This window comes from Arthrobacter sp. ISL-30 (genome assembly GCF_018613855.1).
Taxonomy (GTDB): domain Bacteria; phylum Actinomycetota; class Actinomycetes; order Actinomycetales; family Micrococcaceae; genus Arthrobacter.
Map to the genome: position 1 here is coordinate 12907 of NZ_JAGGPK010000032.1, position 14742 is coordinate 27648.

The window sequence follows — 14742 nt, forward strand, 5'->3', positions numbered from 1 at the left end:
AATTCACTCGTGACTCAAAGCCCAACCCTGAGCAGGCGTTCGACGTCGTCCACTACTCCGCTGCCGCGCAAGCCGCGGCAGCGGGGGGCGGACACCCGTGCCGGCTACACCTTCCTGCTGCCTTGGCTGCTGGGATTCATTGCCCTGACCGTGGGGCCGATGATTTCCTCGCTCTACCTTTCCTTCACCAACTACAACCTGTTCGAGCCGCCCAAGTGGATCGGGCTGGACAACTACACCACGCTGTTCCAGGACGAGCGCTTCCTGCAGTCGGTCGGCGTGACCCTTAGCTACGTGGTCTTCGGTACCCCGCTGAAGCTGGCAGCAGCATTGGCCATCGCCATGCTCCTGAACAGCAAGCGCCGGGGCCAGGGCTTCTACCGCTCGGCGTTCTACGCCCCGTCCCTGATCGGCGCCAGCGTCTCCATCGCCATTGTCTGGAAGGCAATCTTCGGTGACTCCGGCCCGGTGGACCAGGGCCTCTCCTTCTTCGGCATCAACCTGGGCGGCTGGGTGGGCAACCCGGACATGACCATGCCCATGATGATTCTGTTAACCGTGTGGCAGTTCGGCGCACCCATGGTGATCTTCCTGGCCGGCCTGAAGCAAATTCCGGGCGAGCTCTACGAAGCAGCATCCATGGACGGGGCCGGTCCCGTACGTAAGTTCTTCAACATCACCTGGCCGATGCTTTCCCCGGTGATCTTCTTCAACCTGCTGATGGAAACAATCCACGCATTCCAGATCTTCGCCTCGGCCTACATCATCTCCAACGGTGAAGGCGGCCCGGCCGACTCCACCCTCTTCTACACCCTCTACCTGTACCTGCGGGGCTTCAGCGACTTCCGGATGGGCTACGCCTCGGCGATGGCCTGGCTGCTGGTGATCGTCGTCGGCATCATCACGCTGATCTTCTTCCGCACGTCCAAGTCCTGGGTCCACTACAGCGGTGATTCGAAATGACAACCATAGCAACGCCCACGCAATCAGCCCCGGACGCCAAGGCGCCCGACTACAACCCGAAGTCGGACTCCGTAGTGGCGAAGCGGGTCAGGAGCACCATCTTCCACATCGTGGCGCTGGCACTCGTGGCAGTGGTTCTCTACCCGGCACTGTGGATGATGGCCTCATCCTTCAAACCGAACTCGGAGATCGGCGGGTCCAACACTTCTCTCTGGTCTGCCAACTTCAGCTTCGACAACTTTGTCACGGCCATGGACGGCATCGGCGGCGTGTCCACCATGCAGTTCTTCACCAACTCGCTGATCCTTGCGATTGGCGCCGTCGTCGGAACCATCCTGTCAGCAAGTGTCTCTGCCTATGCGTTCGCCCGCATCAACTTCCCGGGACGCAACATTTTCTTCGGCATGATGATCGCCACCCTGCTCCTGCCGTTCCACGTGGTGATCATTCCGCAGTACATCATCTTCCAGCAGATGGGACTCGTGGACACCTACGTTCCCCTGCTGCTCGGCAAGTTCCTGGCTGCTGATGCGTTCTTCGTCTTCCTGATGGTCCAGTTCATGCGCAACCTCCCGGCGGAACTGGACGAGGCGGCCCGAATTGACGGCGCCGGCCACGTCCGGATCTTCAGTTCGATCATGCTGCCCCTGATGAAGCCGGCGCTGATTTCGACGTCGATCTTCTCCTTCATCTGGAGCTGGAACGACTTCCTGGGGCCGCTGCTCTACCTGAACACTCCGGAGAAGTACCCGCTTCCGCTGGCCCTGCGCCTCTTCGTGGACCAGACCCAGAGCTCGGACTACGGTGCAATGATCGCGATGTCCATGCTTGCCCTCCTGCCGGTGCTGGTGTTCTTCCTGATCTTCCAGCGCTACATTGTGGAAGGCGTTTCCACCCAGGGCCTCAAGGGCTAAGGCCCCGGCCAGGCCCGTAAGCGATAGACCAGGCCCGGAGGCGATAGAAGTGGGACGAGGACTAACAGGAATGAGCATCATGGACAGCACAGGCAAGACGTCGGCAGACGGAACCACTCCGGTTCCCGTCAACCGCTTCGCGCTCTTTGCCGAGACCCTGCTGGCCGGTGTCATTGTGCTTGCCCTCTCCCTCCCGCTTGTGACGATGCCGGCCGCCTATGCGGCCGGCATCGTCCACCTCGAACGGCACCTTGCCGGTCGGGACGATTCCGTCCGCAGCCTGTGGGGAACGTTTCGCAGCGCGCTCCCTGGGAGCTGGAAAATCGGGCTTACGACGGCGGCTGCCGTGGTCGTCGTCGTCCTCAACCTCCTGCTCGCGCTGGTAGGTCAACTGCCGGGACGCGCCGTCGTCCTTCCCGCCACGCTGATTCTCGCCGCCGCGGGTGCGATCCTCCTGCTGAGGACAGCTGCCCGCTGGTCGGACTTCGCAAGTGCCTCCGCAGGCGGCAGTAAGTCAGCCGGCGGCACCAACACCGCCGGCGAGGAAGCATCGAGCCCCCAGGGAGCCTGGATCGCTGCCCTGGCCGCAGCCCGGAATGATTCCCTTCGGGACTGGAGCGGTTCCCTGCTGCTTCTGGCCGCTCTCTTTATGACCGTGGTGTTCGTGTGGATGCTGCAGGCCCTGGTGCTCGTGGTCCCCGGAACCCTCCTGCTTGCAGCCGCGGCAATCAAGATGCGCGCCGCCAGCCGCGGGCTTTCCCCCAAGTAACTCGCCACTAGTTGTCGTTCTGGGCCCGCTCATTGGGTCAACTAAGGCGAGCTAAATTCACTTCCGACGTGTCCGAAGGGGCCGAGCTTTTTCCGTGACTTCCCCACGCCCCAAGTCAACCGCTGCCAATGCCTCCTCGGTTCCCTGGCACCGGCCCCTTCGACAGCGCAACTATCGCCTCTTTGTCGGGATACAGTTCGCCGGCAGCACTGGCGTCTGGATGCAGCGGCTCGCCCAGGACTGGCTCGTCCTGCAGCTGACCGGTAGCCCGGCCGCCGTCGGAATCGCCGTCGCCTTGCAGTTCCTGCCGATGCTTGTGGTGGGCCCGCTCAGCGGCGTGCTGGTGGACCTTTTCCCAAAGCGCCGGATCCTGCTCGTCTGCCAGACAATCACAGCAATCCTCGCCACCAGCCTCGCCCTTTGGAATGCCAGCGGAACTATCGTCGTCGGCGTGGTTTATGGCTGCTGCATCCTGCTCGGTATCACCAGCGCGGTGGACGGCCCGGCACGGCAGGTGTTCGTCAACGAAGTGGTAGGTGACGGCAACCTTCCGGCAGCGATCGGATTGAACAGTGCCATGGCGCAGCTGGGAGCCATGGCGGGACCGGCCCTAGGCGGGCTGGTGATTGCGCAGGCGGGCTCGGCAGCAGCTTTCGCAGCAAATGCACTGCTTTGCGTTTTGGTGATAGTCATGATCAGCGCCATCCGCCCGGCGGAACTGCACATTGGGGAACCCGCGCGGAGGGGGCGCGGGCAGATCCTGGCGGGTTTCCGCTATGTCCGCGAACGTCCCAAGCTCCTCCTCATCATTTTGTTGGCCGGGCTCCTCGGCGCCTTCGGCATGAACGGCCCCGTGGTCCTCGCGGCGTTCGCAGACAGAGTCTGGCACAGTGGCGCCGCCGGCTTCGGCCTGTTCAACACACTGAGTGCCCTGGGAGCCCTCGGAGGAGCGCTCGTGGCGCCGCGACTGCAGCGTCTCGGCCGGAAAGCGATCGTGGCAAGCGCGGGACTCTTTGGCCTCTCGCAACTCGTTGCCGCGCTTATGCCTACCCAGGAATTCTTCATGATCCTGCTGGTACTGGTGGGCTTCATGACCCTGCTCTTCCTCACGAGTGCTGCCACAGCGGTCCAGCTCGAAGCCGGGGCCGCGGTGCGCGGCAGGGTCATGGCCCTCTACCTGCCTCTGTTGCTCGGAGGCCACGCCCTGGGCGGACTGCTGGCCGGCTGGCTGACACAGGAACTCGGAGTGCGAGCCGGACTTGTGGTGACCGGCGCCCTGGGCATGCTCTCCGCCGCTGTGATCGCCGGGCTCTTGTGGCTCCACGGCCGGCGGAACGCTAAAAGCATCTAAAGCTGTTCGGGCCTAAAGCTCCAGGTACCTGGAGGGACCCGGAAGATGGTTCGGCTTTTGCGAGGGGCGGGGCCGTCGGCAAGGGCGGGGCCTCCGGCAAAGGCGGGGCCATCGGCAGTGCCAAGGCCCGACGGCGGCGCTGCAGCCCCGGCGGGACCTGTAACCGAATAGCGTCCCGCAGGGAGCCTGATTTCGCCCTCGAGGCCGGCGGGCAGTGTACAGTCGAGCTCCGTTCCGAGGCTGGTTCGGGCCCACGCCGCTGTCGCCAGGCCCTGTTGGAGCGGAACACTGCCGCTTGCATACTCGAGCCGGCATACAGGCGGTTCGAACACTACAGGTCCAACGACAAGCGCTGCTCCACCCCCAGCGAAGCCCGGAGCTGAGCCCGCACCAGTGCCAAAACCTGCAGGCCGAATCCCCAGCACGTATCCAAGGATCTCGCGGATCACCGAGGCGGACCATCCATGGGACTGGCTGTAATCCGTTCCTTCCTCCAGCTCCCAGGCCTCCCATGTGAAGGTTGCCCCTGCCCGCAGCTGGCGTGCCCAGCCGGGCTGATCCGTGTTGGTCAGGAGGTCCAGGACAGCGTCGGTCCGGCCCTCGGCCAACAGTGCCCGGAAAAGGAGGTGGACGGTCATTGGGCCTTGACGCATTCCCAGGGACTCGAGTCGCGCGGCGTCAGCCCGAGCAAACTCCGGGGGAGTGATGCCGAACGACAGGGGGAATGATGTCGCGTGCTGGGAGATGCCTGCACTCGGCTGGCCGTCCGCGCGTAGGCCGTCCACCATCACGCCCTCAACGCGGAGCCGGCCATCGATGGCGGAGGCAAGGTCCGCGGCATGGCGGGAGTAGCTTGCGCCCACACGTTCCCGGCCCATAACCGAACACAGCCAGGCCACCGAATCCAGGACCGACCAGGCTTGCGCGTTAACGGTGGTGCGGGCGGCGCACTGCATGTCGTACCCGAACCGTCCTGGTGCGGGCCAGTCCACAATGCCATGCAGATAGGGACCGGACCCCCCACCGAGGTGCGTCACCAGGCCTGCGGTGGGTCCCTCGGCGGGGATGTGCCGCAACACGTAGTCTGCTGTTCCGCGCAGGTGGGGCAGCAACTCTTCGACCAGTCCGCGATCGCCGCTTAGCCGAAAATACTCCGCCACCCACTCGGGCATCATCAGTGAAAAGTCAGGGATGTCCCGCTTGCCGTCCCCGTTGGGATACACCGCGTTGTAGCGCCCCTTTTCGCTCGGATCATTCCAATAGCGGACGGCAGATGAAGCGAATTCGCGCAGCGCTTGGGCGGTAAACCGGCGCTCACCGAACAGCGTCATGGTGGCATACGAGATGTTGACGGCATCCCCCAGGAACTGGCCCTTCTCCCGGGTCGGGGTGTCCACGAACTGTTCCTGCACCCCAAGCAGTGCTGAGTCGCGCAGCAGGCCGAATACCTCGTCCAGCACGGGGTCCGAGCTTTGGAAGCTTCCCTCGTGCGGGTGCTCGGCATGGACGACGACGGCGCCAACCTCGCCGATCTCCCTGGCCTCCACGCCCGGAAGTTCCAGGTACCGGAAACCGAGGTGGACCACGGCTTCATAGCGCTGCGGCCCGAAAACTTGCATGTACGGGAACGACATGTCGGTGTTTTGGCTGGCGCTCTTTCCGGTGTCCACCCTGCCGTCCGGGCCCAGGTTGTATCCGGCCCGGAGAAGTATCGTCCTGCCGTGGGTGCCATCGGCGAAATCCACTACCGGTCGGCCAGGAATCACCCGGCCAAAGTCGGCCACGGGTGTTCCGTCGTTGGCAGACAGGATGCGCAGAGCGGAGACCCTGTGCTCGGCGAGGAAGGTGCGGCGAGCGGTCAGTTTTGGGAACGCCGGCACCGGGTGGCGGCCGAGGGACTGCGCGGGGAACCATCGGGCAGTTTGCCCTTGTGAAGGGTCGAATGTGGCAGCGGCCGCCGTGGCGTCGAAGTGCTCCAAGGGATCGCCTTCGTCATTCCGGTAACCGGATTGCCGGTAGGGACCCTCCGCGACCACCCAGTCCGGGCCGGTGCCGAAGACTTCCCGGCGGCCGTCGTCGTATTCGACATTCAGTTGCACCAGCAATCCGGGCACGCCGGCCGCGCGACCCTGCCCGGGACCGTACCAGTGGGCGCGCGCGGCCAGCGTTAGGGTGTTTTCGCCAACGCCCTCGGCGGCCCTGAGCGCCGAGTTCACAACGGAGGTGATGTCGGCGGCGTCGTAGTAATGCTCGCCCGGGTAGCCAAACGATACGGTATCGAGGCAGCGCTCGCCGTTTAGATACAGGCGGGCCTGGTGTCCTGCGGCCGCAAACAGCCGCGCACGGACCACCGTGCCGGAGAGCTTGACGTCGGTCCGGGCCAAAGTCCACTCGTCCGGTTGGCGGTGGGGCGTGGTGAGGTCCCAGCCGGCAAGTGCCTCCGGCTGGGAGAAGTCGGAGTTGAGCAGGACGCCGTGGTTCGCCGGGGACGCGCCGGAACTCACCTTCAATCGCGCGTATTCAGCGTGGCTGCGCGGACCCTGATGCAGGGCCAGGCCTACCGGGGCGGCGCCGGGGAGGGATACTTCGAGGACGCGCCGGCCGTCGACGTCGACGGCGACCGACGCGCCGTCGTCGATCACCACAACGTCGTGCCAGCCGCCGGCCTCCCGGGCTGTGCGCGCAGCAGCATCCGTCTCCTCAGCTCCACCGACCAAATCACGCGCTGAGCCCCTGGCCAGGATGCCGGTGTCCGGAACCTTCGAGGCGCCCACTTCCCATGGTGCAGCAGGTCGCAACACCACATTGCCCGCGGCGTCGAATTCCAGCAGCAGTCCGCTGGCCGGGCCGTTGCAACGGATCAATATCCCGGCCGATCCCACGCGCAGCCGCAGCCGGGCCTCAAGAGTGAATGCTGATACTTTGTCGCAGGGGAGCGGCAGGTGCGGCGAGGCACTCACGCGCAACACGCCGTCGAACCTCTCCAGGGGAGCTCGGCCGCCAGGCCGCCGCTGGATCCACTCCGCCGCCCAGCCTGCGGCATCCGGCTCTGACTCATCGCTTTCGCGACCGACGCCTTCCTGGGAGATTTCCGCGCTTTGGAACAGGCCCGTGCTGAAACCCGTCGGCTCGGCCCAATGACTGACCACCCCGGCAGCGTCCGTCACGCACACCGTCCACGAATAGTCCCGGTCGGGGGCCAAGGCGGGTCCGGCGTAGGGAACGAAATCCTGCTGGGGCGAGGCGACCACTCCGGAATCCCACACGGTGGAACCCACGCTGTCCCTCACCAACAGCCGATAGGCGGATTGGAAGGCAAGATCGTGGCGGCCTCCGTCCGTAAAGCTAAGGCGCCAGCCGAAGTGCGGGTGGGCGGTTGCCGTGAGGCAATGGGGCAAGCCTTCCGTCAGGAGTTCTTCGGGAGTGAGTGAGGATTGGGCTGCGACTCCTGCCGTCACCGCTCGGCAACCAGGGCGTCGATGTCAGTGGCGGAGAGTTCGCCGTCGCAGAGCCAGACGCTGATGCTGCGCCGAAGCGATTCTCCGGCCGCCAAGGTCACGGGAGAATCCCAGGCGAGGGCCGAGCCCACCGCCGGATACTCTGCGGAGCGGACGAACCACGGGTCCGGTGACTCCACGGGTGCGGCAAAGACCAGGGTCGCCACCGCCTGGGATTCGCCCGCACCAAAGTTGACCGTACCAAAATTCGCTCTCCAGGCGATCCATGGCGCAACTGAACCGTGCACGTCCGGTTCGCCCTCGGCGTCGGGCGTGAAGACTCGCGTTTCTGAGCAAGCGGGAAGGCGCCAAAAGAAGCCCCCGTAACCGCTGCCTCGAGCACCGTTGGACCCCGGACTTCCCAAGGAGACATCGACGACGGCGGTCAGTTCCGTGGACAAGTCCAGTCGCCAGGTGTGGTCGTCGAGGATCGTCCTGGCCGCCGTGCGCTGTTCGCGGAGCAGGGCCTGCCCGTCAGCGCCAAGCCACGCCAGGAGCTCGCTCGCGTTGGCTGCGGCTCCTCCAGAGGCGGAAGGAACGACTTCAATGCGGCCGTGGTCCGGCCTGGCGACGTAGGCGCCGGCGTCCGTGGTGTAGGTGCGACCGCCCCAGAAGTTGTTCCCGTTGACGTCCTGCAGCGCGAAGCCAGCGCCCAGATGCCAGGGGTGATCGACGGGCAGGTGATCGGTGACGATGGTACCGGCGAGCGTCGTAACCGGATGCAGGTAGGGACGCGGAGCGAGTGTTGGCGTGAGTCCCTTTCCGGTGCGTTCGACGGCGAGCGGGCGTCCGCCGTCGTCGAACAACAAGGGCTTGGCGACGTCCGGGAACGCCGGGCGCGCCCACGGCAAGTCCAATTCCCTGAATGTCGCGTGGGCACGGATCGATCGCTCCAGGGCGTCCTCGATTCCGCGGACAACAGCATGCGCCCCCTCTCCTTCGCCTTCCCAAGATACGTGCGAGGCGTCGATCAAAGCCGGAGAATCAGCGGTTCGTATCGCTTCCAGCACCCGCATAAAGGCTCCGGAAGCGTCCAGCGGGCTGATGAGGGGAGTGCCATCGTTCAGGTGGGCGAGCAGATTCTCTGTGAGGTCATCACGGCCAAAGGTTTCGGTGCGTTCGCCGGCAGCGTTGCTGATGACCAGGCGGTCTTCCGTGTAATAGAAGACGGCCATCCCTTCGGTGCCCTGCAACGTAACGTAGGGTTCTACCGACTCCGTGGCACAGAGTGTGAGGGCACAAGTGACAGGCAGCCCGTGCGCTGTACGGATCTTGATGACGGACGTGTCGTCCGCCTCGATGTCATTGGCGCGGTACAGGTCGGTTTCCACCGAGGCGAGGTCCTCGGCTGTGCGTGCGCCTGCGATTCGAAGGGCGGTGGCAATGGCGTGGGCCAGGGGATTGGTGGCGACTCCGTCCACTACGTCCACCCCGTCCAGGCTACGCTTTCCGGCCCAGCGTGAGCGCTTGTAGTACGCCTTGTCCCTGACCCAGCGGCCGGTTGCGCCGATACCCTGCAAGGAGCCGATGGTGCCGTCCCGGAGGAGTTCCTCAATGGCGGCCAGCGCATGTGAGCCGAGGCTTTGGAAACCGATCTGGACGCTTCGCCCCGAGGAAGCGGAGGCCTCCTGCAAGCGCCGGAAATCCGCCATGCTGGCGACCGGAGGCTTCTCAAGGTAGAGGTCGGCATCGGCGGCGAGGGCGGCCAAAGCCAGCGGGGCATGGGTCTGGATCGGAGTGGCCACAATGATGACGTCGGGGTTGTGGCCGCCGCCGAGAAGCGCCTGAAGGTCACCATGTACGGCGGTGCCCTCGGGGAGGGTGCCCGGTGCCGGGGGATTGGGATCGGCAACGGCTACCAGGTCAACCAGGCCGAGCTCCCGCAGGCGCTCCAGGTTCATCAAGTGATGGGCGCCGAATCCGTGGACACCGACTAACGCTATGCGTGCAGGCATCCGCTTTGTGGGCGATCCGCTAAGGCCTTCGGCTCTGCGCGTGTCGCCCCGGGCATCGCGACTAGGCCCGGCGGGCTGGGTGAACGCGGTGTCCATGGTGCTCCTGTTCCGGCGCTGCCGTTTATGCGACGCCATCGTCAACGGAAAGCAACGCGGAGTCACTTACGGTCCATCCCAACCCTTCCAGTGGGCCGTAAGTGACCTCGCGTTGGTTTTAGCAAGCGCTTTCCCGTGCTTTTATGCCAGTGTACGCCCAAGTGGCCGGATATGTATCGATTCAAAAACTTTCTTGACCTTCCTTGGTTGACGGTCTAGATTTCCAGAAAGCGGTTACTGATGTGACGTAGGGCATAGGTGTGCTCTCTTCTGCAACGATGGAGAAACGAAAGGAAGTGGAGTGATGGCTGGATTTTCCAGCTCGCGGGCTTACACGTTTTTCGACACCCTTGCATGGATCGCATGCCTGAATGTCCTGTGGCTCGTGTTCACGCTGGCCGGCGGGGTGGTCTTTGGGGTCGGACCGAGTTGTGCCGCCGCCGCGGTGCTTGTCCGTCGTCGGATACAGGGGGATGCGGCCTCTCTGCTTCGCGGCTTTCCCCGTGAATACTTCCGTAACTTCCTCAAAGGCAACGCCCTTGGCCTGCCGATGATCATGGTCGCCGCGGCCCTGGTCCTTAACTGGCAGTATTTCTCGTCGGGATGGGATTTGGGTTCCCAGATTGCGGCTGCGGGCGTTTTTCTTGCGAGCATCTTTGCCATCGCTGTTTTCTGTTACGTCTTTCCCATGTTTGCCCGTTATGAACTGTCTGTTCCCGGCTTCTTCCTGACGTCGTCGCGCTTTGCCATGAGGCATCTGGCAGGCACAGCGATCCTGCTCTTCGTTACGGCAGCGGCTGTGTTTGCCTGCACGGCCGTCCCCGGAATCATTCCCTTTTTCGGTATCGGCGGCTGGCTGTATGTCACTGGCTGGCTCTGCGATCGATTCTTCACCGCGAATGACGAATCCCTAGCGGCTTCCGCCGCAATTGAGTCGGTGGTTGACTCCGCGACTGAATCCGTCGTCGAGTCCAAGGCGCTTGCCTAAGTGGCGAAAGCCGGGAAATTGGTAGCCAACCGAATTCTCAATGTGAAACGTATCAACCAAGGGCTTTACCAATGAAGTTCAGCACCCCGAAGAAGTGGAAAGAGGAACCATGAACCGTAGGAAAATCACCCTGGCGACGGCTGTCGTCGTCGCCGCGGCCCTGGGCCTGACCGCCTGCGGCGGCGGTGAAGCGCCGGCTGCGGACTCCAAGAGCATCAGCATCATGGCGCCGTTCCTGGAGGCGCAGCCGCCGGCGACGGACGGGGCCGTGCAGAAGAAATTCGAGGAGCTAACGGGCAAGGACGTGAATATCACGTGGGTGCCGAATTCGTCCTATGGGGACAAGATGAACATCACCCTGGCGTCCACTGAGATTCCCCAGATCATGGTGGTGCAGAGCAAGTCGCCGGGCTTCGTCAAAAACGCCGAGGCCGGAGCATTCTGGGACCTCACAGACAAGCTCAAGGACTATCCGAACCTCAAGACCACCTTTCCGGAAATTCAGAAGAACTCCAGCGTCAACGGCAAGGTCTATGGCGTTTTCCGTGCCCGCGGACCCATGCGTACCGCCGTCATGTTCCGCCAGGACTGGCTGGACAAGCTCGGCTTGAAGGCGCCGGAAACCACTGAGGACCTGTACAACGTCGCCAAAGCCTTTACGGAACGGGATCCTGACGGCAACGGCCAGAACGACACCTGGGGCATCACCATTCCCAAGTGGGGCGCGTTGGGAACGAACAGCCCCTATGACTTCATTGAGACGTGGTACGGCGCCGGTAACCGCTGGACGGAGAAGGACGGCAAGCTCATCCCGAGCTTCGAGACCGAGGAATTCCTGGAAGCCAACCGCTTCGTCAAAAAGATGGTGGATGAGAAGCTCATCAACCCCGATTTCGCCACCTTTGACGGCACCAAGTGGAACGAGCCGTTCTTCAACGGCAAGGGCGGCATGATTGTCGACGTCGACTCCCGCGTAAGCGTGCTGATCAACCTGTTCAAGCAGGCCAATCCGAATGACTTCCAGAACAAGGTGGGCTTCGTGGGCAACCTCCAAGGGCCTGACGGCGAGCTCCGCGCCCACCCGACTGACGGATACTCGGGCTTCCTTGCCGTGCCAAAGGCCAGCGTGCGCACCGAGGCTGAGCTGAAGAACATCCTCTCCTTCCTGGACAAGATGAATGGCAAAGAGCTTGCCACCCTGTTCAACAACGGGATCGAGGGAGTCAACTTCGCCGTCGAGGACGGCAAGGCCGCCACCATCAAGCCCGAAACACCGGAGGGCAAGGTCGTCAACACGGATATCAAGAGCTACGCCCAGCTGGGCACGAACGTTACAGGCAACAACTTCTACCCGGTCAAGCAGCCGAGCGAGTACGAGCAAAAGGTCTATGACGATCGCCTCAAGCTCATGGCCGAGGACTTGAAGAGCGCCGTGTATAATCCTGCCGCGCCATATGTTTCGCCCACCTACGTAGCCAAGGGAGCGCAGCTGGACAACATCGTGGCCGATGCCAGGATCAAGTACCTTGCCGGCCAGATCAACGAGCAGGGCCTGAAGGACGCGATCCAACTGTGGAGCACGAGCGGCGGCGACAAGGTCAAGGAAGAGATCAATAAGCTCTGGCAGGAAAACCGCTAGTGACTGCCTCCACGATTGACACCAAAGCCCCGGGGCGGGTGCCGTCCCCGGCACCTGCTCCGGGGCGGAGGCACTTCCAACGGGGTGGCTTGGCCGTCCACTTTGCGCACTACAAGTGGCTCTACCTGCTCCTGCTCCCCGGAGTGCTCTACTTCGCGATCTTCCGCTACGCCCCGATGTATGGCGTCACCATCGCGTTCAAGGACTACGTCCCGTTCCTGGGGGTGAACGGCAGCCCGTGGGTGGGGCTCCAGCACTTCGAGGATTTCTTTTCCAACCCGGACTTTCCAAGGCTGCTGGGCAACACCCTGATCCTGGCCGCCCTGAACCTGCTGGTGGCCTTCCCGCTGACCATTGTCCTCGCGCTGCTGCTGAACGAGGTCCGACTAAGCGTGCTTAAGCGCACGGTGCAGACGCTGGTATACATCCCGCACTTCCTGTCCTGGACGATCGTTGCTTCACTGAGCTTCCTGCTGTTCGCGCTGGATATCGGGCCACTGTTCCAGTTCCTGAACGGACTGTTTGGCACCAAGGTGGACTTCCTGAGCGATCCCAACTGGTTCCGGCCGCTAATTGTGCTCCAGGAGATTTGGAAGAACACGGGCTGGGGAACCATCATCTTCCTTGCGGCCCTGGCTACCGTGGACCAGGACCAGTACGAGGCCGCCATCATCGACGGCGCCGGGCGCTTCCGCCGGGTCTGGCACATCACCTTGCCGGGCATTCGCAGCACCATCATCGTCATGCTGATCCTGGCGATCGGGCAGATGCTGAACACTGGCTTCGAGCAGATCTACCTCATGACCAATGCGCTGAACCGCAGCGTGGCCGACGTCTTCGACACGTACGTGTATTTCGTTGGCATCACGCAGGGCGCCTACAGCTACAGCACCGCCGTCGGGCTCTTTAAGGCGCTGGTGGGCATCGTGCTGATCTTCGGCACCAACTGGCTGGCCAAGCGATTCAACCAGAGCGGACTGTTCTAGCCATGAAAATCCACAACACTACTGGTGGCCGGATCTTCGACGCCGCCAACTACGTCTTCCTCGCCGCGATCGGCATGATCACTCTCCTGCCATTCGTGTATGTCTTCGCCGGATCGTTAGCCACCGAGGCTGAAATCACCCGGCGTCCCTTCTTCGTCTGGCCCGAACAGTTCAGCCTGGGCGCCTATGAATACATCTTCTCCACCGAAGCGTTCACGCGTGCGCTAATCACCACAGTGCTCGTCACAGTGGTGGGTACCCTGGTGCAGTTGATCCTCACCGTAACCATGGCCTACCCGCTGGCGAAACGGAACCTGCGCGGCCGCAAGCTCATCCTGAGCCTGGTGGTTTTCGCCATGGTCTTCTCCGGCGGCATGATTCCCACCTTCCTGCTGGTCAAGGACCTCGGACTGCTCAACACTTACTGGGCACTGATCCTGCCCGCCGCCATAAACCCGTTCAGCCTGATCATCATCAAGAACTTCTTCCAGGAGCTCCCTGCGGAGCTTGAGGAGTCGGCCAAGATGGACGGCGCCACCGAAGTCGGAATCCTGTGGCGGATCATCCTGCCGCTGTCCAAGCCGGTGCTGGCCACCTTTGCCCTGTTCTACGCAGTAGGCATCTGGAACGACTTCATGTCGCCGCTGCTCTACCTCAGCGATAACTCCAAGTGGACATTGCAGATGTACCTGCGCCAGGTCACCGCCGCGAGCGACCTGCTTGGCACAGGCAACGTGGACCCCAGCTACATTCCGCCGGAACAGGGCGTGAAGTTCGCCGTGATCGTGGTGGCAACCCTGCCTATCCTCATCTTCTACCCCTTCCTGCAGAAGCACTTCGCCAAAGGCATGCTCATCGGCTCAGTTAAGGGATAGGCGCGAAAGCTTGTACAAGTTGAAAGGAAAAACCATGAAGATCCTGTTAGCCGGAGACTCCACCGTGGCCAATTGCCCCACTTACGAATACCCGATGAGCGGCTGGGGTGCCCATCTGGCACCCCACGTTTACACGTGGGGCGCTGTGCACAACTACGCCAAGGGCGGCGCCACCACGGAGTCCTTCCGCGAGGAGGGCCTGTGGTACCAGTTGCTGCATCAGGCGGGCAAGGGGGATGTGGTGCTGATCCAGTTCGGCCACAACGACCAGAAACGGCAGCACCTTGCAGCACGCACCGGCTATGTGGAGAACCTGCGTCGGATGGTTGCAGACGTGCAGGCCAAGGGGGCTAAGGCCATCCTGTGCACCTCGGTGGAGCGTCGACACTTTGGCCACGGAGTCCTGGAGCAGACGCTCGGCGAGTATCCCGCCGTCGTCCGCGAGCTGGCCGCGGAACTTGGCTTGGACGTCATCGACCTCAACACCTGGACGCGGGCCCTCTATATCGAGCTCGGTGAGGAAGGTTCCAAGGAGCTGTTTTTTCACTTTGGGCCGGGGGAGCACGCCCACTGGGCCGGCGGGCTCCTGGACGACACACACTTCCACGAGAGGGGCGCCCGACGCATCGCCGGGTTCGTCGCTGCACAGCTGGAGGCTTTGGGCTACAAGCCGGAGCCCGAGCTCACGGCAGCCCTCGCCTAGGAGAAG

Annotated in this window: 11 protein-coding genes; 9 read left to right on the top strand and 2 right to left on the bottom strand. The window is 63.2% G+C overall.

All coding sequences use genetic code 11. The features are described 5' to 3' along the window. The first annotated feature begins 9 nt into the window (after positions 1-9). The 4 genes from J7E82_RS13540 (at position 10) to J7E82_RS13555 (ending at position 3997) form a co-directional block, all read left to right on the top strand. Positions 10-963 (top strand): carbohydrate ABC transporter permease, encoded by a 954-nt coding sequence (locus J7E82_RS13540; RefSeq protein ID WP_214863509.1) that lies wholly within the window; start codon positions 10-12, stop codon positions 961-963. Further along, positions 960-1877 (top strand): carbohydrate ABC transporter permease, encoded by a 918-nt coding sequence (locus J7E82_RS13545; protein ID WP_214863511.1) that lies wholly within the window; start codon positions 960-962, stop codon positions 1875-1877. Before J7E82_RS13540 ends, J7E82_RS13545 begins: the two co-directional genes overlap by 4 nt. Before the next feature lie 70 nt (positions 1878-1947). Beyond that, the gene (locus tag J7E82_RS13550; RefSeq protein WP_214863513.1) at positions 1948-2646 is read left to right on the top strand and encodes a Poxvirus protein I5; all 699 of its coding nucleotides are present in this window, start codon (positions 1948-1950) and stop codon (positions 2644-2646) included. A 94-nt stretch (positions 2647-2740) separates the two neighbouring features. Beyond that, on the top strand, positions 2741-3997 hold the full coding sequence (locus tag J7E82_RS13555; protein ID WP_214863515.1) for an MFS transporter: 1257 nt from the start codon (positions 2741-2743) through the stop codon (positions 3995-3997). Here J7E82_RS13555 and J7E82_RS13560 read toward each other — a convergent pair. Both J7E82_RS13560 and J7E82_RS13565 read right to left on the bottom strand, forming a co-directional pair. Then, positions 3994-7455, bottom strand: a complete 3462-nt coding sequence (locus J7E82_RS13560) for a family 78 glycoside hydrolase catalytic domain (protein WP_214863517.1) — start codon at positions 7453-7455, stop codon at positions 3994-3996. The two genes, J7E82_RS13555 and J7E82_RS13560, sit on opposite strands and share 4 nt — an antisense overlap. Then, positions 7452-9545: a DUF6807 family protein gene (locus tag J7E82_RS13565; protein ID WP_214863519.1), complete on the bottom strand. Its 2094-nt coding sequence runs from the start codon at positions 9543-9545 to the stop codon at positions 7452-7454. Before J7E82_RS13565 ends, J7E82_RS13560 begins: the two co-directional genes overlap by 4 nt. A 304-nt stretch (positions 9546-9849) precedes the next feature. On the opposite strand from J7E82_RS13565, the gene J7E82_RS13570 reads away from it, so the two are divergent. The 5 genes from J7E82_RS13570 (at position 9850) to J7E82_RS13590 (ending at position 14736) form a co-directional block, all read left to right on the top strand. Further along, positions 9850-10533: a YesL family protein gene (locus J7E82_RS13570; RefSeq protein ID WP_251041872.1), complete on the top strand. Its 684-nt coding sequence runs from the start codon at positions 9850-9852 to the stop codon at positions 10531-10533. 109 nt (positions 10534-10642) lie between these two features. Next, a complete protein-coding gene (locus J7E82_RS13575) occupies positions 10643-12172 on the top strand; it encodes an extracellular solute-binding protein (protein WP_214863522.1) in 1530 nt (509 codons plus the stop codon). After that, positions 12172-13158: a sugar ABC transporter permease gene (locus tag J7E82_RS13580; protein WP_214863524.1), complete on the top strand. Its 987-nt coding sequence runs from the start codon at positions 12172-12174 to the stop codon at positions 13156-13158. Before J7E82_RS13575 ends, J7E82_RS13580 begins: the two co-directional genes overlap by 1 nt. Positions 13159-13160: 2 nt before the next feature. After that, positions 13161-14033, top strand: a complete 873-nt coding sequence (locus J7E82_RS13585; RefSeq protein ID WP_214863526.1) for a carbohydrate ABC transporter permease — start codon at positions 13161-13163, stop codon at positions 14031-14033. Positions 14034-14067: 34 nt separating this feature from the next. Then, positions 14068-14736: a rhamnogalacturonan acetylesterase gene (locus J7E82_RS13590; protein ID WP_214863528.1), complete on the top strand. Its 669-nt coding sequence runs from the start codon at positions 14068-14070 to the stop codon at positions 14734-14736. Positions 14737-14742: the final 6 nt, after the last annotated feature.

Excerpts from the sequence above, each read along its gene's own strand:
- J7E82_RS13545 (WP_214863511.1), top strand. The coding sequence starts at position 960 with ATGACAACCATAGCAACGCCCACGCAATCAGCCCCGGACGCCAAGGCG.
- J7E82_RS13550 (WP_214863513.1), top strand. The coding sequence starts at position 1,948 with ATGAGCATCATGGACAGCACAGGCAAGACGTCGGCAGACGGAACCACT.
- J7E82_RS13565 (WP_214863519.1), bottom strand. The coding sequence starts at position 9,545 with ATGGACACCGCGTTCACCCAGCCCGCCGGGCCTAGTCGCGATGCCCGG.
- J7E82_RS13570 (WP_251041872.1), top strand. The coding sequence starts at position 9,850 with ATGGCTGGATTTTCCAGCTCGCGGGCTTACACGTTTTTCGACACCCTT.
- J7E82_RS13575 (WP_214863522.1), top strand. The coding sequence starts at position 10,643 with ATGAACCGTAGGAAAATCACCCTGGCGACGGCTGTCGTCGTCGCCGCG.
- J7E82_RS13585 (WP_214863526.1), top strand. The coding sequence starts at position 13,161 with ATGAAAATCCACAACACTACTGGTGGCCGGATCTTCGACGCCGCCAAC.
- J7E82_RS13590 (WP_214863528.1), top strand. The coding sequence starts at position 14,068 with ATGAAGATCCTGTTAGCCGGAGACTCCACCGTGGCCAATTGCCCCACT.